Raw genomic sequence first — 16,283 nt, forward strand, 5'->3', positions numbered from 1 at the left:
CGTGACGGGGGTTGACCGGAGTGACGTCCCATCCCAGACGGCCGTTGGGCCTGGGGTACCTGATGTTCGCCAGCCGCTGGCTTCAGCTGCCGCTCTACCTGGGGCTGATCGTGGCGCAGGGCGTCTACGTCTGGCAGTTCCTGGTCGAGTTGTGGCACCTGATCCAGACGGTCGCCACCGGTGACTCCGGCCATTCGCCGGTCGCGGCGAGCTTCGCCAAGCTGACCGAGGGCGAGCCGCCGAGCATGGAGGTCATCGTCATGCTCTCCGTGCTCGCGCTGATCGACGTCGTGATGATCTCCAACCTGCTCATCATGGTCATCGTCGGCGGCTACGAGACGTTCGTCTCACGGATCAACCTCAACGGGCACCCCGACGAGCCCGAGTGGCTCTCCCACGTCAACGCCAACGTGCTCAAGGTCAAGCTGGGCACCGCGATCATCGGCATCTCGTCGGTGCACCTGCTGCAGACGTTCATCCAGGCGCGCTGGATCCCCGACAACAAGATCATGTGGCAGACGTTCATCCACCTGGCCTTCGTGGCCTCCGCGATCGGGCTGGCGTGGATCGACCGGCTGCTGTCCCACTCGCCCGCCGAGCGGACCAGGGACCTGGTGCACTAGTAGGCGGTGAGGGTGTTGCGGCGCCGGCGCAGCACCCACGCCGACACCACGCCGGCGATGAGCCCGAACAGGTGGCCCTGCCAGGAAATGCCGGGCTGGTTCGGCAGCACGCCGAGCAGCATCGAGTAATAGGCGATCGCCACGCCCACCGCGATGACGATGTCGAGAACACTGCGGTCGAAGATCCCGCGGGCCACCACATAGCCGAAGTAGCCGAAGATGAGGCCGCTGGCGCCCACCGCGACGGTCCCGATCGGGGTGGTCAGCCAGGTGCCGAGACCGCCGATGATGATGATCAGCAGGCTGGCCGCCACGAACCGGCCGAGACCGCGCACCGCCGCCAGGAAGCCCAGGATGAGCAACGGCAGCGAGTTGGCCATCAGATGGCCGAAGCCGACGTGCAGGAACGGCGCGAACAGGATCCCGACCAGGCCCGAGGGCTGCCAGCCGGCGATGCCGTAGTCGTCGAGGTTGGCCGGCAGGACGTAGTCCGCGACTTCGATGGCCCACATGGCGGCGACCGCCACGACAAGCAAGATCACGGCGCCCGCGGCTTCGGCGAGCATGCCACGGAAGCGGGACCGTCCTTCGGGCTGGCCGTTCATGCGCGCTCCTGCGGGGTCGACTGACTTCTCTTTTACCGTACGCAGGAATCGCCACACATGCGTAGAGGGCCCTCTTCTCAACGGAGAGGGCCCTCTGTTCTATTCGCCCTTCCAGCTCGGGGCGCGCTTCTCGGCGAAGGCCGCGGCGCCCTCCATCGCGTCCTTCGAGCCGAACACCGGCCCGACGATCGCGCCCTGCCTGGTGAACATCTCCTCCAGGGACCAGTCCTGCGACTCGATGATCACCTTCTTGGTGGCCGCCAGTGCCAGCGGGGCGTTCGCGGCGATCTTCCCGGCCAGTTCCAGCGCCGTCTCAAGGGCGCCGCCCGCCGGGGTGATCCGGTTGACCAGACCCAGCTCGTACAGGCGGGCGGCCGGGTAGTGGTCGCCGGTCAGGGCGATCTCCATGGCCACGTGGTAGGGGATGCGGCGGGGCAGCCGCATGACGCCGCCGGCGCCGGCCACCAAGCCGCGCTTGGGCTCGGGCAGGCCGAACTTGGCCTCCTCGGAGGCGACGATCACGTCGCAGGACAGCGCCAGCTCGAACCCGCCGGCCAGCGCGTACCCCTCGACGGCGGCGACCAGCGGCTTCTTCGGCGGCGCCTCGGCCAGGCCGCCGAAGCCGCGGCCCTCGACCACCGGGAAGTCGCCGGACAGGAAGCCCTTGAGGTCCATTCCTGCGCAGAAGGTGCCGCCCGCCCCGGTCAGGACGTAGGCCGAGATGTCGGAGCGGGCGTCGAGCTCGTCCAGCGCCGCGGCGATGCCGCGGGCCACCGCGCCGTTGACGGCGTTGCGGGACCGCGGCCGGTTGATCGTGATGACGGCGACGTTGCCGGATTCCTCGACGAGAACCTCAGAGTCAGACACGCGACCTCACTTGGGCTGGAAGCGGATGCCGCCGTCGAAGCGGACGACTTCGGCGTTCATGTAGTCGTTCTCGATCAGCGAGCGGACCAGGTGGGCGAACTCGTCGGGACGGCCCATGCGCTTCGGGAAGACCACCGGAGCCACCAGCTTGGCCTTGAACTCCTCGGAGTTCGGCGAGAAGCCGTAGATCGGGGTGTCGATGATGCCGGGGCAGACCGTGTTCACGCGTACGCCGATCGCCGCCAGGTCGCGCGCGGCCGGAACCGTCATGCCCACGATGCCGCCCTTGGAGGCGGAGTAGGCGAGCTGACCCGTCTGGCCCTCCAGCGCCGCCACGGAGGCGGTGTTGATGACGACACCGCGGTGACCGTCCTCGGAGGCGGGCTCGGTCTTGGCGATGGCGGCCGCGCCGATGCGCATGAGGTTGAACGTGCCGATCAGGTTCACCTCGATGACCTTGCGGTAGCTGCCGAGGCTGTGCGGCGCGCCGTCGCGGTTGACAGTCCGCTCGGCCCAGCCGATTCCGGCGCTGTTCACGATCACACGGACCGGCTTGCCGGTCGCCACGGCGGCGTCCACCGCCGCCTGCACCTGCTCCTCGTCCGACACGTCGGTCTTGACGAAGACTCCGCCGAGCTCGTCGGCGATGGCCTTGCCGCGCTCCTCGTTGAGGTCGGCGATGACCACGGTCGCGCCGTGGGCGGCCAGCTCGCGGGCGGTGGCCTCACCGAGGCCGCTGGCACCGCCGGAGATGATTGCTGCAGATCCGTTGACGTCCATATCCCGGACCCTAACCCGACAACCGAATGAAGTTCTACTCGGGGTGGGTTAATTCGCGGTCACATGCCGCCGACGGCGCTGTCGACGTCGGAGTAGACCTTGATCCGCCGGTCAAGGCCGGTGGTACGCAGGATGCGGGCCACGGGCGCCTGCGGGGCGGCCAGGGACACGCCGCCGCCCTCGCCGGTTGCCAACCGCCACGCCTCGATCAGCACCGACAGCCCGCTGGAGTCCATGAACGACAGCTGCTGCAGGTCGAGCACCAGCCGCGCGCTGTCCTGCTTGATGGCGTCGCGCACCTCGTCGCGCAGGAAGGGCGCGGTGAACAGATCGAGTTCACCCTCGACGGCCACCACCACGGCATCGCCCATCGAGTGTCGCGCAAGCCGCAGCTTCATGTTCGGCCCCTCCTCGATGAGCCACTGTACTTGGACATCCCCGATAAGCGGGCATGCACAAACTACGATCAGCCCCTATGCGAGAGGATGAGGCGGAGCCGGGCGTACAGCTGCCCTCCGCGCCGATGAGCCCTCTGCGCGCGGTCCTGCGGCGCATGGCGCTGGCCCTGGGCGTGCTCGCCGCCATGTTCCTGCTGGTGGCGGTCGATCTGGACGGCTACCACGACAACGCCGACGGCGCCGTCTCGCCGCTCGACGCCCTTTACTACGTGACCGTCTCGCTCTCCACCACCGGGTACGGCGACATCACCCCGGTCAGCGACACCGCCCGGATCGTCAACATCGTGGCGGTGACCCCGCTGCGCGTCGCCTTCCTGATCATCCTGGTCGGCACCACCCTTGAGGTGCTCACCAAGCGCACCCGCGACGTTTTCCGGATCAGACGCTGGAGGTCCAGGTTGCACGATCACACGCTGATCATCGGCTACGGCACCAAGGGCCGCTCGGCGATCCGCACCCTGCTGGAGAACGAGCGCACGAAGGAGTCGATCGTGGTGATCGACCCGGTCCGCGCGCTGGTCGAGGAGGCGACGGCGGACGGGTTCGTGGGAGTGCAGGGCGACGCCACCCGCAGCGAGGTGCTCAACCGCGCCGGCATCAGGACGGCCGCCCAGGTCATCATCGCCGTCCAGCGCGACGACACCGCGGCCCTGGTCACGCTCACCGCACGCAGCCTCAACCCGTCTGCGACCATCGTCGCGGCGGTGCGCGAGGCCGAGAACGACCCGCTGGTCAGGCAGAGCGGCGCCGACGTGGTCATCACCTCCTCCGAGGCCGCCGGCCGGATGCTGGGCGTGGCGACGCAGAGCCCGGCGATCAGCGCGCTCATCGAGGACTTCCTGGTCTTCGGCAAGGGCCTGGACCTGTACGAGCGCGCCGTCACCGCCGACGAGGTGGGCAAGGAACCGGCCGAGTGCGACGGCATGGTCGTCGCCGTGGCCCGTGGCGGCGACCTGCTGACCTACGCCGACCCGCAGGCCCAGACCCTGCAGGCCGGGGACCGGCTGATCATCATCCACGTTCCGCGGGTATAGCGAAGCCGTACGGCAGCTCAAGGCGGTGCGCGGCGAGCAGGTCAGGGTCGGCGAGCAGCGCGCGCGTGGGCCCGTCGGCGGCGATCACGCCGCCCGACAGGATGAGCGAGCGCTCGCACAGCTCCAGCGCGTACGGCAGGTCGTGCGTCACCATGAGGACGGTCACCTCCAGCGAGCGCAGGATCTCGGCCAGTTCCCTGCGCGCGGCCGGGTCCAGGTTGGACGACGGCTCGTCCAGCACGAGGATCTCCGGCTCCATGACCAGCACGGTCGCGACCGCCACCCGCCGCCGCTGGCCGAAGGACAGGTGGTGCGGCGGCCGGTCGGCGAACTCCAGCATGCCGACCCGGTCGAGCGCGTCCTTGACCCGGCGTTCGAGCTCCTCGCCGCGCAGTCCCGCGTTGGCGGGGCCGAAGGCGACGTCGTCGCGGACCGTCGGCATGAACAACTGGTCGTCGGGATCCTGGAACACCAGGCCGACGCGCCGGCGGATCTCCTTGACCGTGTCCCTGCGCACCGGGGTGCCCGCGACGGTGACAGTACCGTGCCCGGCGGTGAGGATGCCGTTGAGATGCATGACGAGCGTCGTCTTGCCGGCGCCGTTGGGCCCCAGCAGCGCGACCCGCTCGCCGCGCGCGACGGCCAGGTCCACCCCGAACAACGCCTGCGTCCCGTCGGGGTAGGCGTAGGCGAGGTCCTTGACCTCCAGCGAGTAGTTCACCACGCCATCATCCCCAGTACGGCCAGCGCCCCGCCGGGCAGCGCCAGCGCGATCGCCCATTGCCGCACGCTCGCCGAGATCTCCTGCACGACCGGCATCCGGCCGTCGTACCCCCGGCTCAGCATCGCCAGATGCACTCTCTCACCCCGTTCGTAGGAGCGGATGAACAGGGCCCCGGCCGAACGCGCGATCACCGGGATGTGCCGCATGTTGCGCGCCTCGAACCCGCGCGACTCCCTGGCGACCTTCATCCTGCGCATCTCGTCCACGATCACGTCCATGTAGCGCAGCATGAACATGGCGATCTGCACCAGCAGCGACGGCACCCGCAGCCGCTGCGCGCCCATGAGGACCGCCCGCGGCTCGGTCGTGGCGGCCAGCAGGATCGAGGCGACCACCCCGAGCGAGGCCTTGGCCAGGATGTTCCAGGCCGCCCAGAGGCCGGGCACGCTCAGCGAGAGCCCGAGCACGGTGGTCCGCTCCCCCATCCCGATGACCGGGATGAGGAAGGCGAACAGGACGAACGGCAGCTCGATCACCATGCGCCGCGCGACGAACGTCAGCGGCACCCTCGCCACCGCCGCCACCACCCCGAGCAGCGCCGCGTAGCACCCGAACGCCCAGAACGCCTCGCGGGGCGTGGCCACCACCACGATGGCGAAGGCCAGGACCGCGAGCAGCTTGCACTGCGCCGGCAGCCGGTGCACGAGGGAGCCGCCCGGCCGGTAGAGCTGGTGGTGGTGGCCCGCGCCCATGACCTACGCCTGTGCCTTGACCTTACGGCTGCGCACCGCGTACGCGATGCCGGCCGCCACCAGCAGCGTCAGGCCGACGCCGATGATGCCCGCGACACCCACCGGAATGCCGCCGACGTCGCCGTAGTCGGCCAGCGCCCACGTGCCGAACAGGTGGTCGGTGGTCTGGTCGATGAACCCCTTGTCCTCGGCCACCCGCTCCAGGCCGTCGGGCGAGGAGGAGGCGAAGAAGGAGACCACGCCCGCCAGGATCAGCGTCACGCCGAGCCCGCCCAGCACGAACGGCCGCACCCCGGCCCTTTCGGTGGTCTCCGGCTTTCCGGCGGCCTCGGTGATGGAACCGTCGGCGCCGCGCAGCACGAGCGGCTTGGCCAGGCCGGCCGCGCCGTACACGAGATCGGGGCGGACCGCCAGGACGGCGCCGACGGTCACCGCGGTGATCAGCCCCTCGCCGATGCCGATCAGGACGTGCACGCCGCCCATCGCGGCGGCCACCGCGCCGACCTCGATCGGCGCGGTGCCGCCGATCGCGAACAGGGCCGTGAACGCCAGCGCCGAGGCGGGCACGGAGACGAGCGCGGCCAGGAACGCGGCGACCGTGATCGCGCCCTTGCCCGCGGCGAACCGGGTGATCAGCCGGAAGACGCCCCAGCCGACCAGGACGGTCACGATGCCCATGATGGTGATGTTGACGCCCAGCGCGGTCAGGCCGCCGTCGGCGAAGAACAGGCCCTGGACCAGCAGCACCACGGCCACGCACAAGACGCCCGTATACGGCCCGACGAGTATCGCGGCGAGCGCGCCGCCGAGCAGGTGGCCGCTGGTGCCGGCGGCGACCGGGAAGTTCAGCATCTGGACGGCGAAGATGAACGCCGCCACCAGGCCCGCCATGGGCGCCGTCCGGTCGTCGAGCTCGCGCCGGGCGCCGCGCAGGCAGACCGCGACCCCCGCTGCCGCGACGACCCCGGCGGAGACGGACACCGCCGCGTTGAAGAAGCCATCGGGAACGTGCACGACTCCTGCCTCTCAGTAAGGGGGGATAACGTCCTTACGATAAGGCATCGCCTTGCACCTGCACATAGATGGCATTTAGCCAAGAATTCTCCGGAGAATCGCCCGCGGCGTCAGCTTCCGCACGACCGTGCTCAGCCGTCCACGCCCCGAGGTCGCGTACGGCCGCACGCTGCGCAGCACCGCGCCCCGCCACCAGCGCCGCGCCGCGGGCACCCCCACCGCGCCGGTCTCGATGCGGAAGCGCGCGGGCGGCCCGCCGAGCTCCAGTTCCAGGTAGGCGTCCCAGGTGCCGGGCGCGAACCGGCCCACCGCGGGCCGCGCCGCGAAGGCCCCGCCGGGCAGCGCGGTCACGCGCTCGGTCCGCTCGCTGCCCGTGCGCCGCTCCTTCCACACCAGCCCGCGTACGGCTCCCGCCTCCACCGCCGACCCGCCGACCGTGATCTCGCCGTCGAGCAGCAGCCGGTGCCCCAGCCCCCAGCGCGTCCTGGTGATGCGGACGCTGCCGGGCACCGCCAGCACATGCCCGCCGACGTCGAGGCTGAGGTTCCCGTTGTCCCTCGTGAAGTACGGCAGCGCCACCACGTTGCCGATCAGCCGGGGCGACGGCCTGGCCAGACCGCCCTCCCGGTTGGCGCCCAGCCTGCCCAGCCGGGTCACGCCCTCCAGCTCGACCGCGACGTAGGCGTCCCACACGCCCGAGGCGAGCTGGGCCGGGTCGATGCGCACCGTGAACTCGCCGCCCTCGCACTCGGCCGGGACCACCTGCTCGCCGGCCGGGTCGTGCCTGGCACGCAGGACGACCGAGACGCCGTCGTTGTCGCGCATGCCTTCGAGCCGGGCCGTACCGGTGACCAGCAGCCGCTCGGCCTCCCAGCGCAGCCCGGTCAGCCGCCGCAGCACGGTCGCGCTCTCGATGTCGGCCAGGCGCAGCAGGCGCTCGATGTCGCCGAGGGCGGCCAGGCGCTGGCGGTCGGTGCTGTTGAGCCGCTCGGCCACGCCGGGGGTGAGGTACTCGTCGCAGAGCGCGGCCACCTCGGCCGCGATGTCCTTGCGCTGGACGTCGTCGGCCTCCAGGAACGGCGCGCCGAGCTGGGCGAAGGCGTCGAGCCTGAAGTGCCGCCTGAGCAGGTGGTCGCGCAGCGGACCCGGCCCGATGTGCCGGGTCATGAGCTCGATCGGGGCCCGGATCATCGTGAGCCAGGAAATGGGGTCGCGGCTGCCCGGCTGCTGCATGATGCTGGTGCCGTCCGGACGGGCGGTGAGGTGGTAGCAGTCGTAGTCGGCGACCACGGAGATCGTCTCGGCGTGGCAGTAGGCGTGCACGGAGAACTGGATGTCCTCGCCGATGAGCTGGTTCTCGGCGAAGCGGATCGTGTGGCGCTCCAGCATCTCCCTGCGGAACAGCTTGAAGCAGCTCAGGCTGTTGTAGACGGCGCTCTCGCCGAGCTCCACCCGGTCGGCGCTGCGCTGGAACATCGACACCGGCGCCCGCCTGCCATGCCCGACGATGCGGCCCAGGACGATGTCGGAGCCGTTGCGGTCGGCCATCGCGACCATGCGCTCCAGCGCCTCGGCGCCGAGGTAGTCGTCGGCGTCGCAGAAGAAGACGTAGCGGCCGGTGGCGTGTTCCAGGCCGACGTTGCGCGGCTTGCCGGCGCCGCCCGAGCAGGGCTGGTGGACGACCTTGACGATGCTGCGGTGGTAGGTCGCGTAGAGGTCGAGCAGTTCGGCGCTGCCGTCGTCGGAGCCGTCGTCGATGACGACGATCTCCTTCTTCACGCGCTGGATGAGCGCGGAGGTCAGACATCGGTCGAGGTAGGTCCGGCAGTTGTGGGCCGGGATGATGACGCTGACGTCCGCCGCATCCTCGTCGCACCCCGTCGTCGTATCAGCCACAGCCGCGCCCCTCAGCCGTCACAATCTGCTTGCACTTCGTTTCAGTATGTGACGAGGAACGGCTCTCGCGTGGGCGATCGGGCCTCTTGGTGCGCCGTTTTCCTCCGCCGCACCTGGCGAAATTTCGGGCTAAAGCGCCTAATGAGCGGCTATGTGGAGCATCGAATTCCGTTCAGGAACGCTCTTCTTCCACCCGGAGGATAAGAACAACCCCGAAGGGAACAGTGCCCTACCCCCTGGCCGCGGCCGTGATCCGCGCTCAAGGTTCGCGCGTCTACACTCAGGCAACCTTGACCGGGAGGTGGCAGGTTATGGGAACCAGTCTCTACAAGCAGCTCGTGGCCCAGGCCAAGGTGCTTTACGCGGCCGAGGACATCCTCACTTCAGCGCGGCTGAAGGAGCTTTACGAGTGTTCGGAACTGCTCCGCCGTACCAGGACCAGGGCTGAGGACATCGTGCTGGAGGCGCGCATGATGCTCGCGGACGCCGAGCGTCAGGGCGACCCCGAGCGGATCGTCGCGCTCAGCGCGCAGGTCGACCAGGCGCGCGCCGCCTATGACAAGGTGCTCGACGCCTACGTCACCCTTTGCTGCCGCATCCACGAGGAGCGGAAAGCCCTTCTCGACGATGACTTGTCAGGAGTGGCCTGACGGGTTAGCGTCAGGCCATGCCTGACTGGAAAGACAAGCTGCACTGCTCCTTCTGTCACAAGAAAAGCACCGAGGTGGCCAAGCTCATCGCCGGCCCCGGAGTCCACATCTGCGACTCGTGCGTGGCCCTGTGCGACCAGATCCTCGAAGAGGAGAAGCTGGCCGAGAGCACCGAGCCGCGGCTGCCGATGTGGGAGACGATGAGCGACGACCAGATCCTCGACCACCTGCCGAAGATCGCAGCCGTCCAGGCCCAGATCAACGACAACATGCGTGACTGGGTAGCGCACCTGCGAGGCCGCAACGTCAGCTGGGAACGCATCGGCGCCTCGCTCAGCATGACCAAGCAGTCCGCCTGGGAAAGATTCAAAGAGCCTTCCGTGTAAACCCCTGTGACCGCTGAGGCGTCTCCCAGCAAAGGGAGGCCCGCATGCGCGTGCTTGACGGCCTCGCGGCACCGGAGCTCAGCGACCTGCAACTGGAGTTGGCCCTGATCGTGGTGCTGCACGAAGAGGCAGAACGACTCGCCGCCGAGTGAACGGGCTCCAGCTCCCCGGCCGCCCCGGGGAGCTGGAGCAGGGGCAGCTCCCTCATCGCCGCGGGGAGCTGAAGCAGGGGCAGCTCCCCAATCGCCCCGGAAGATGGAGCAGGGGCAGCTCCCCAATCGCCCCGGAAGATGGAGCAGGGGCAGCTCCCTCATCGCCGCGGGGAGCTGAAGCAGGGGCAGCTCCCCAATCGCCCCGGAAGATGGAGCAGGGGTCAGCGGAGCTGGCCGCGCACCGCGCCCATCGGGAACCTCTTGTTGTGGACGTTCACGTAGTAGTTGTGCGGCCACCTCTTGATGGCACGCAGCTCGCTCCAGGTGAGCGTGGTGGCGGCGTTGGCGGCGTTCTGCCGCTTCACCGCCCTGACGCAGCCCTTCGCGAACCCGTCGGACGGCGTCCTGAGCGTGACGGTGACGGCACCCGCCACCCCTATGGCGCCGCGGTGGATGTGGGCGGCGGTGGCCGGGCGGATCTTCCTCACGGAAAGGGCGTAGCACAGGTGCCACCCCTTGACCCGCCAGAAGAAGGCGCCAGAGCCGTTCCGGTCACCGGGACCCGGGACTTCCTGCTTGCCACTGAGCTTGACCACCCTCGGCCGATGATCGACGGTGGTGGCGGCCGTTGCGGTGGCGGCCGTCGAGGCGGCGGCCGTCGAAGTGGCGGCCACCGTTGAGGTGGTGACGGCCGTTGAGGTGGCGGCCACCGTTGAGGTGGTGGCGGCCGCCGGGGTGGAGCTGCCCAGGAGGGCGGCAGCCGCCGTGAGGCCGACGACTGCCAGGTGCTTGCGCATGGGAACGTTCCTCCCATCCGATTACGGGACAATCCCGGCACGGATCATCCGCCCGTGGGGTTCGCCCAGTAAGAGGAAGGCGGCCACACGGTAAGCCACCTTTCCCCACCGAGCCACACCCCCCGCTCACCGACAGCACCCGCCTCCCCGAACACCCCACCCGGCCACCTGGCCCGACACCCCGCCCGCACTCACCGCACGCCTGACCGGCCTCCCCGCCGGACACCTCACCGGGCGCCACCCCGCCGCACGGCTGACCGGCCTCCCAGCCGGACACCTGACCGGCCTCCCCACCGCACACCTGACCGGCCTCCCAACCGGACACCTCACCGGGCGCCACCCCGCCGCACACCCCCAGCAGCCACCTCACCGAGGCGCCACCGGATCGTGCCGCGGCGAGGCCGTCAGTCGTTGCCCGCGGCGGTGGTGATCACGTCGTTGAGTACCTCGCGGGAGCGGACCAGGTCGGCGATCATCCGGTCGATCCGGTCGCGTTCCAGCGTGAGCTCGTCCACCAGCGCGGGAGTGGCGATGGCGGCTGGACCGCCGTCGGAGTCGCGCATACAGGGCAGCACCCGCGCGATCTTCCTGCTGTGCAGCCCCGCGGCGAACAGCTCCTGAATCCGGATCACCCGGTCGACCGCGCTCTCGGGGTAGTCGCGGTGCCCGCCGGGCGTACGGCCGGCCACCAGCAGGCCCTGCTGCTCGTAGTAGCGCAGCGACCGCTCGCTCACACCGGCCCGTCTGGCCAGCTCGCCGATCTTCATCTCCAGCCCCCTCCGACTTCGATGGTAGGCCCTGTACACCGAACCAAGCGCTTGCTACGCTCCGCCCATGGTCTCCACGATGGTCTGGGGTACCGGCAATGTCGGCCGCGCGGCCATCCGCGCCGTCGAGGCCAACCCGGATCTGGAACTCACCGCAGTGATCGTCCACAATCCCGACAAGGTCGGCCACGACGCAGGAGAACTCGCCGGCCTCGGCCGCGACCTCGGTGTCACCGCGAGCGCCGACGCCGAAGCGGCACTGTCGGCCCGTCCGGACGCCGTCGTGTACGCCGCCTCCGGCGAAATCCGCCCAGACGAGGCGCTCGCCGACATCGTCAAGGCCATCCGGGCCGGCGCCGTCGTCGTCACCCCCTCCCTCTACGCCCTGTACGACCAGCGCAACGCCCCGCCCGAACTCCGTGAGCCCGTGCTGTCGGCCATCGCCGAGGGCGGCGGCTCGCTGTTCGTCTCCGGCGTCGACCCCGGCTGGGGCAACGACGTGCTGCCACTGCTGATCAGCGGCCTCGGCTCCGTCGTGGACGTCATCCGCTGCCAGGAGATCTTCGACTACTCCACCTACGACCAGGAGGACTCCGTCCGCTACCTGGTCGGCATGGGCCAACCGATGGACTACGAGCCGCCCATGCTCGCGCCCACGATTCCGTCCATGGTCTGGGGCGGGCAGATACGGCTCATGGCCCGCGCCCTCGGCGTAGACCTCGACGAGATCCGCGAGACCGTCGACCGGCGGGCGCTGGACGCGACGGTGAGCACGGTGACGATGGGCAAGTTCGACGCCGGCACCCAGGGCGCGGTCCGCTTCGAGGTCCAGGGCGTCATCGGCGGCACGCCCCGCATCGTCATCGAGCACGTCACCCGCATCCACGCCTCCTGCGCGCCCGACTGGCCCACGCCGCCGGACGGCGTCGGCGCGCACCGGGTGGTCATCGAGGGCCGCCCGCGGATCGAGGTCACGGTCGAGGCCACCGACGAGGACGGCAACCGCTCCGCGGGCGGCAACGCCACCGCCGTCGGCAGGCTGATCGGCGCCATCGACTGGCTCCTGGCGGCGGAACCCGGCCTCTACGACGCCCTCGACGTACCCCTGAGGCCCGGAAGGCTGACATGACCACCCACATTCCCGGCGACGCCGCGTCGCCGCCGCGCTCGCGGGCCCGGGGAGGCTGACATGAGGATCGACATTCCCGAGGGCAAGGACGCCATCGAGTACGTCTGGGGCGAGATGGTGCCCGGAATCGGCCCCGCCGCCTCGCACTTCTCGCTGTCGGTGTACGCCCACACCACGCTCGGGCTGCGCGAGTTCGAGGCGGCCCGGCTGCGGATCGCGCAGATCAACGGCTGTGTCTTCTGCCTCGACTGGCGGACCGAGCGCGACGGGCAGAAGGTCGAGGACACCTTCGCCGACGCCGTGACCGACTGGCCCACCACCGACGCCTTCGACGAGCGCACCCGCCTGGCCGCCGAGTACGCCGAGCGCTACGCCCTCGACCACCACGCGCTCGACGAGGAGTTCTGGGACCGGATGGCGGCCCACTACACGCAGCTCGAAATCGTCGAACTGAGCATGAGCATCGGCTCCTGGCTGGCGTTCGGCCGCCTCAACCGGGTGCTCGGCCTCGACACCGTGTGCAAGCTGCCCAGCGGAGCCTCGCCCGCCGGGAAGTGAGCGCCGAAGCCGCGACCTCACCCGGCCCGACGCCCACGACACGGCCGAAGGCACACAAGCAGCCCAAACCCGCCACCGAGCCGAGCACGCACGAACCTGAGCCCACCACCGAGTGAATCCCGTGCGAGCACCCGCCCACCGCGTCGGCCCAGCGTGAGCCCGCAAAGCCGGCCCGGGGCGGACCCGCCCGCACCAAGTGATGTCAAGGCGCGAATCCGTCGAGAGTGAGGAGTGATACATGTCGGGTGTCTCCCGTCGTGGCTTCATCGCTGGAACCGGTTCCCTGCTGGGCGCCGCGGTCCTGGCCGGTCGCGCCCCCGCGGCACGCGCCGCCGTCATCACCTCGGGCGAGCGCGTGCCCGCCCTGGTGATCGGCACCGGGTACGGCGGAGCCGTCGCCGCCCTTCGCCTGGCAGAGGCGGGCGTGGCCGTACACATGGTGGAAATGGGGATGGCGTGGGACACGCCAGGCCCCGATGGCAAGATCTTCTGCAGCACGCTCTCCCCCGACCAGCGCTCCTACTGGCTGCGCACGCGCACCAAGGCTCCCCTCAACTACTTCCTCGGCTTCCCCATCGACCGCGACATCCCTCGCTACACGGGCATCCTCGACGCGGAGGAGTTCAGCGGCATCACCGTCTACCAGGGCCGCGGCGTCGGCGGCGGCTCGCTGGTGAACGGCGGCATGGCCGTGACGCCCAAGCGCGAGAACTTCGCCACGGTGCTTCCCTCGGTGAACGCCGACGAGATGTACGCCACCTACTACCCTCGTGCCAACGCCGGTCTGGGCGTCGGCCTCATCGATCCCGCATGGTTCGACAGCACCGCCTGCTACCAGTACTCACGCGTCGGCCGTAAGCACGCGCAGCGTTCCGGCTTCCCGTTCGTCTTCGTTCCCGACGTCTACGACTGGGACTACATGAAGCGGGAGGCCGCCGGAACCGCCACCAAGTCAGCCCTGGCCGGAGAGATCCTTTACGGCAACAACCACGGCAAGAAGTCCCTGCAACAGACCTACCTGGCCCACGCCAAGGCGACCGGCAGGGTCACCATCTCCGCTCTCCACAAGGTCACCTCTGTCACCCCCGCGTCTGGCGGCGGCTACACCGTCGTCATCGACCAGCTCAACACCAGCGGCGCCACCACCGCCACCAAGACCGTCACCGCCGACCGCGTCTTCTTCGCGGCGGGCAGCGTCGGGACCAGCAAGCTCCTGGTAAAGCTGAAGGCCACCGGCGCGCTACCCAACCTGAACAACGAGATCGGCAAGGGCTGGGGCGACAACGGCAACGTCATGTGCGGCCGCGCCAACCACCTCTGGGACCCGACCGGCAAACTCCAGTCGACGATCCCCTGCTCCGGCATCGACAACTGGTCAGCCGGTGGCGCCTTCGCCGAGGTCGCCCCGCTGCCAACGGGAATCGAAACGTTCGCCTCGTTCTATCTCTCGATCACCAAGAATCCGAACAGGGCCGCCTTCACCTGGAATTCCGCGACGAGCTCGGTGGACCTGAACTGGCAGACATCCTGGAAACAGCCGTCCATCGACATGGCCAAAACGATCTTCGACAAGATCAACGCGAAAGAGGGCACGATCTACCGGACCGACCTGTTCGGCATCTACAAGATCTGGGGCGATCATCTCACGTATCACCCGCTCGGCGGCGCCGTACTCAACAAAGCCACCGACAACTACGGCCGCCTGACCGCCTACCCCGGCCTCTACGTCATCGACGGCGCGCTGATTCCAGGCAACACCAGCGTGAACCCGTTCGTCACCATCACCGCACTGGCCGAACGCAACATCGACACCATCATCGCCACTGACCTCTGATCACCGCCACCCCCGGCCCAGGGTATGAATCTGCAAGATCTCCCGAGCCGGGGGTGTCCGCTTCGCCTTGACCGGGTCAGCGGATGCCATCATCTTTCCCACCCGCCTCACGAGTCCGCAGGTGAATGGCAAGATGCGCCACATGTGCCATCTGCCCAGAAAGACGTGGCGCGGCCACTTTTCGGCTAGTGCGCTGTGCGCACGACCTTCGTCGTGAGTTCGAAGATGCGAACGATGTTGCCATCGGTCCCGTCTCGGGTCTGCCCGGTATCCCGAAAGATGATCCAATAGCGGCCCGCGAGGTACTCCCGATGCTCCAGTACCCCCGGCTGGGTCCGGACGAAAAGGTCGTCGTACGCGTCACGCAGCGAATCGTTTGGGTCTACCCGAAGATAGATTTCTTCCCTATCCCCCATTTGACCATTTTCGCACGTCAGAGCCGGTGCAAGGTCTGCCCGCCGTACATCTTCCTTGGCATTTCCCCCGCGCACCATCCGCAACGCCGACCACCGCCGACCACCGCCGACAGCGGGAACGGTCAACTGGTCGTCCTTCTGACCAGCGGAATCATGGCCGACGTCACAGGTCGGGCCGACCGGCCGTACCGCGGATCGCGGCCGCGACGCCGTCCAGAAACATCCTCAGCCCGAACTCGAACTCCTCATCGCTACCCACCCCCGCGATGTCGGTGGCATGCGTCACCATCCGGGGATAGGCCTGCGGATCGAGACGTTCATACAGGGTCTGACGCGCCTGCCGTTCCCCAGGATCGGTGGCGTCAAGGTAGAGGTTGAACTGCACAGAACCGATGATCAACGTGGCCAGCGCGCCCGCGGCTGCCGCCGCGTGTCTCGGACTCAGGCCCGCGCCGATGAACCGATCGACCGCGGACTCCACTCCATGAAGCGAATTCGGACCGAGCCGCTCGGTGCCGCGCAGAAGCAGGGCAACGGAGGGATGACCGAGGAGGAAAGCGCGGAAGGCGCGCGCCAGCCACTCCGCCTCCGACCGCCAGTCCAGACCCGGGGGTGGCGGCCGCAACCCCAGCCGGATGGCCCGGTCGGCCACGATGATCGTCAGCTCGTCCCGGCTGCGAACATGCCGATAGAGGGAGGACTGGTTGCAACCCAGATCCTCGGCGAGCCGCCGCATGGTCATCGCCTCTATGCCGTGCTCGTCCAGCAGTCGTAGCGCGGTGTCGGCGATCGCCTCCAGGGAGAGCATCCGGTTCCGCCGCCTGCGCGTGGATGGCTCGCC

General features: G+C 69.2%; 19 protein-coding genes. 7 read left to right on the forward strand and 12 right to left on the reverse strand.

The window, feature by feature from the left end:
* Positions 1 to 62 precede the first annotated feature (62 nt).
* Positions 63 to 623, forward strand: coding sequence for a TIGR00645 family protein (locus ACIBHY_RS41895; protein ID WP_397258269.1), 561 nt, complete (start codon positions 63 to 65; stop codon positions 621 to 623).
* Here the strand turns inward: ACIBHY_RS41895 and ACIBHY_RS41900 are convergent.
* The 4 genes from ACIBHY_RS41900 to ACIBHY_RS41915 all read right to left on the reverse strand — a co-directional run bounded on the left by ACIBHY_RS41900 (position 620) and on the right by ACIBHY_RS41915 (position 3,273).
* Positions 620 to 1,228, reverse strand: coding sequence for a rhomboid family intramembrane serine protease (locus ACIBHY_RS41900; protein ID WP_397258271.1), 609 nt, complete (start codon positions 1,226 to 1,228; stop codon positions 620 to 622). The genes ACIBHY_RS41895 and ACIBHY_RS41900 overlap by 4 nt on opposite strands.
* A gap of 99 nt (positions 1,229 to 1,327) precedes the next feature.
* Entirely contained in the window at positions 1,328 to 2,095 is a 768-nt protein-coding gene (locus ACIBHY_RS41905; protein ID WP_397258273.1) for a crotonase/enoyl-CoA hydratase family protein, read from the reverse strand.
* Between the two features lie 6 nt (positions 2,096 to 2,101).
* Positions 2,102 to 2,875, reverse strand: a complete 774-nt coding sequence (locus ACIBHY_RS41910; RefSeq protein ID WP_379614671.1) for an SDR family NAD(P)-dependent oxidoreductase — start codon at positions 2,873 to 2,875, stop codon at positions 2,102 to 2,104.
* A 59-nt stretch (positions 2,876 to 2,934) separates the two neighbouring features.
* Positions 2,935 to 3,273 (reverse strand): STAS domain-containing protein, encoded by a 339-nt coding sequence (locus ACIBHY_RS41915; RefSeq protein ID WP_184958158.1) that lies wholly within the window; start codon positions 3,271 to 3,273, stop codon positions 2,935 to 2,937.
* 77 nt (positions 3,274 to 3,350) lie between these two features.
* Between ACIBHY_RS41915 and ACIBHY_RS41920 the strand changes: the two genes are divergently transcribed.
* Positions 3,351 to 4,367 (forward strand): potassium channel family protein, encoded by a 1,017-nt coding sequence (locus ACIBHY_RS41920; protein ID WP_397258275.1) that lies wholly within the window; start codon positions 3,351 to 3,353, stop codon positions 4,365 to 4,367.
* Here ACIBHY_RS41920 and ACIBHY_RS41925 read toward each other — a convergent pair.
* The 4 genes from ACIBHY_RS41925 to ACIBHY_RS41940 all read right to left on the reverse strand — a co-directional run bounded on the left by ACIBHY_RS41925 (position 4,345) and on the right by ACIBHY_RS41940 (position 8,753).
* Positions 4,345 to 5,088 (reverse strand): energy-coupling factor ABC transporter ATP-binding protein, encoded by a 744-nt coding sequence (locus ACIBHY_RS41925; RefSeq protein ID WP_397309627.1) that lies wholly within the window; start codon positions 5,086 to 5,088, stop codon positions 4,345 to 4,347. The genes ACIBHY_RS41920 and ACIBHY_RS41925 overlap by 23 nt on opposite strands.
* On the reverse strand, positions 5,085 to 5,843 hold the full coding sequence (cbiQ, locus tag ACIBHY_RS41930; RefSeq protein WP_397258279.1) for a cobalt ECF transporter T component CbiQ: 759 nt from the start codon (positions 5,841 to 5,843) through the stop codon (positions 5,085 to 5,087). Before cbiQ ends, ACIBHY_RS41925 begins: the two co-directional genes overlap by 4 nt.
* A gap of 3 nt (positions 5,844 to 5,846) precedes the next feature.
* Positions 5,847 to 6,857 carry an energy-coupling factor ABC transporter permease gene (locus ACIBHY_RS41935; RefSeq protein WP_397258281.1) on the reverse strand — a complete coding sequence of 337 codons (1,011 nt, stop codon included), beginning with the start codon at positions 6,855 to 6,857 and terminating at the stop codon, positions 5,847 to 5,849.
* Between the two features lie 75 nt (positions 6,858 to 6,932).
* The gene (locus tag ACIBHY_RS41940; protein WP_397309628.1) at positions 6,933 to 8,753 is read right to left on the reverse strand and encodes a glycosyltransferase family 2 protein; all 1,821 of its coding nucleotides are present in this window, start codon (positions 8,751 to 8,753) and stop codon (positions 6,933 to 6,935) included.
* Between the two features lie 311 nt (positions 8,754 to 9,064).
* Here ACIBHY_RS41940 and ACIBHY_RS41945 point away from each other — a divergent pair, with 311 nt between their 5' ends.
* Both ACIBHY_RS41945 and ACIBHY_RS41950 read left to right on the forward strand, forming a co-directional pair.
* Positions 9,065 to 9,403, forward strand: a complete 339-nt coding sequence (locus tag ACIBHY_RS41945; RefSeq protein ID WP_397258285.1) for a hypothetical protein — start codon at positions 9,065 to 9,067, stop codon at positions 9,401 to 9,403.
* 17 nt (positions 9,404 to 9,420) lie between these two features.
* Positions 9,421 to 9,789, forward strand: a complete 369-nt coding sequence (locus ACIBHY_RS41950; protein ID WP_397258287.1) for a ClpX C4-type zinc finger protein — start codon at positions 9,421 to 9,423, stop codon at positions 9,787 to 9,789.
* Positions 9,790 to 10,162: 373 nt separating this feature from the next.
* Here ACIBHY_RS41950 and ACIBHY_RS41955 read toward each other — a convergent pair whose 3' ends face one another.
* The gene (locus tag ACIBHY_RS41955) at positions 10,163 to 10,738 is read right to left on the reverse strand and encodes a CHRD domain-containing protein (protein ID WP_397309629.1); all 576 of its coding nucleotides are present in this window, start codon (positions 10,736 to 10,738) and stop codon (positions 10,163 to 10,165) included.
* Between the two features lie 404 nt (positions 10,739 to 11,142).
* A complete protein-coding gene (locus tag ACIBHY_RS41960; protein WP_397258291.1) occupies positions 11,143 to 11,505 on the reverse strand; it encodes a MerR family transcriptional regulator in 363 nt (120 codons plus the stop codon).
* Positions 11,506 to 11,572: 67 nt separating this feature from the next.
* On the opposite strand from ACIBHY_RS41960, the gene ACIBHY_RS41965 reads away from it, so the two are divergent.
* The 3 genes from ACIBHY_RS41965 to ACIBHY_RS41975 all read left to right on the forward strand — a co-directional run bounded on the left by ACIBHY_RS41965 (position 11,573) and on the right by ACIBHY_RS41975 (position 15,026).
* A complete protein-coding gene (locus ACIBHY_RS41965) occupies positions 11,573 to 12,634 on the forward strand; it encodes a dihydrodipicolinate reductase (protein ID WP_397258293.1) in 1,062 nt (353 codons plus the stop codon).
* Between the two features lie 60 nt (positions 12,635 to 12,694).
* Positions 12,695 to 13,192 carry a carboxymuconolactone decarboxylase family protein gene (locus ACIBHY_RS41970; RefSeq protein ID WP_397258295.1) on the forward strand — a complete coding sequence of 166 codons (498 nt, stop codon included), beginning with the start codon at positions 12,695 to 12,697 and terminating at the stop codon, positions 13,190 to 13,192.
* A gap of 238 nt (positions 13,193 to 13,430) precedes the next feature.
* Complete coding sequence (locus ACIBHY_RS41975) at positions 13,431 to 15,026, forward strand: GMC oxidoreductase (RefSeq protein WP_397309630.1); 1,596 nt, start codon at positions 13,431 to 13,433, stop codon at positions 15,024 to 15,026.
* Positions 15,027 to 15,211: 185 nt separating this feature from the next.
* On the opposite strand, the gene ACIBHY_RS41980 is transcribed toward ACIBHY_RS41975, so the two are convergent.
* Both ACIBHY_RS41980 and ACIBHY_RS41985 read right to left on the reverse strand, forming a co-directional pair.
* On the reverse strand, positions 15,212 to 15,568 hold the full coding sequence (locus ACIBHY_RS41980) for a hypothetical protein (protein ID WP_397309632.1): 357 nt from the start codon (positions 15,566 to 15,568) through the stop codon (positions 15,212 to 15,214).
* Between the two features lie 37 nt (positions 15,569 to 15,605).
* Positions 15,606 to 16,250, reverse strand: a complete 645-nt coding sequence (locus ACIBHY_RS41985; protein ID WP_397258299.1) for a TetR/AcrR family transcriptional regulator — start codon at positions 16,248 to 16,250, stop codon at positions 15,606 to 15,608.
* Positions 16,251 to 16,283 lie beyond the last annotated feature (33 nt).

The sequence above is a fragment of the Nonomuraea sp. NPDC050547 genome, from assembly GCF_044457345.1.
Lineage (GTDB): Bacteria > Actinomycetota > Actinomycetes > Streptosporangiales > Streptosporangiaceae > Nonomuraea.

Bases quoted from the DNA above. Each gene is read 5' to 3' on its own strand.
- ACIBHY_RS41895 (WP_397258269.1), top strand. From the start codon at position 63: ATGTTCGCCAGCCGCTGGCTTCAGCTGCCGCTCTACCTGGGGCTGATC.
- ACIBHY_RS41900 (WP_397258271.1), bottom strand. From the start codon at position 1,228: ATGAACGGCCAGCCCGAAGGACGGTCCCGCTTCCGTGGCATGCTCGCC.
- ACIBHY_RS41910 (WP_379614671.1), bottom strand. From the start codon at position 2,875: ATGGACGTCAACGGATCTGCAGCAATCATCTCCGGCGGTGCCAGCGGC.
- ACIBHY_RS41915 (WP_184958158.1), bottom strand. From the start codon at position 3,273: ATGAAGCTGCGGCTTGCGCGACACTCGATGGGCGATGCCGTGGTGGTG.
- ACIBHY_RS41920 (WP_397258275.1), top strand. From the start codon at position 3,351: ATGCGAGAGGATGAGGCGGAGCCGGGCGTACAGCTGCCCTCCGCGCCG.
- cbiQ (WP_397258279.1), bottom strand. From the start codon at position 5,843: ATGGGCGCGGGCCACCACCACCAGCTCTACCGGCCGGGCGGCTCCCTC.
- ACIBHY_RS41945 (WP_397258285.1), top strand. From the start codon at position 9,065: ATGGGAACCAGTCTCTACAAGCAGCTCGTGGCCCAGGCCAAGGTGCTT.
- ACIBHY_RS41950 (WP_397258287.1), top strand. From the start codon at position 9,421: ATGCCTGACTGGAAAGACAAGCTGCACTGCTCCTTCTGTCACAAGAAA.
- ACIBHY_RS41955 (WP_397309629.1), bottom strand. From the start codon at position 10,738: ATGCGCAAGCACCTGGCAGTCGTCGGCCTCACGGCGGCTGCCGCCCTC.
- ACIBHY_RS41960 (WP_397258291.1), bottom strand. From the start codon at position 11,505: ATGAAGATCGGCGAGCTGGCCAGACGGGCCGGTGTGAGCGAGCGGTCG.
- ACIBHY_RS41965 (WP_397258293.1), top strand. From the start codon at position 11,573: ATGGTCTCCACGATGGTCTGGGGTACCGGCAATGTCGGCCGCGCGGCC.
- ACIBHY_RS41970 (WP_397258295.1), top strand. From the start codon at position 12,695: ATGAGGATCGACATTCCCGAGGGCAAGGACGCCATCGAGTACGTCTGG.
- ACIBHY_RS41975 (WP_397309630.1), top strand. From the start codon at position 13,431: ATGTCGGGTGTCTCCCGTCGTGGCTTCATCGCTGGAACCGGTTCCCTG.
- ACIBHY_RS41985 (WP_397258299.1), bottom strand. From the start codon at position 16,250: ATGCTCTCCCTGGAGGCGATCGCCGACACCGCGCTACGACTGCTGGAC.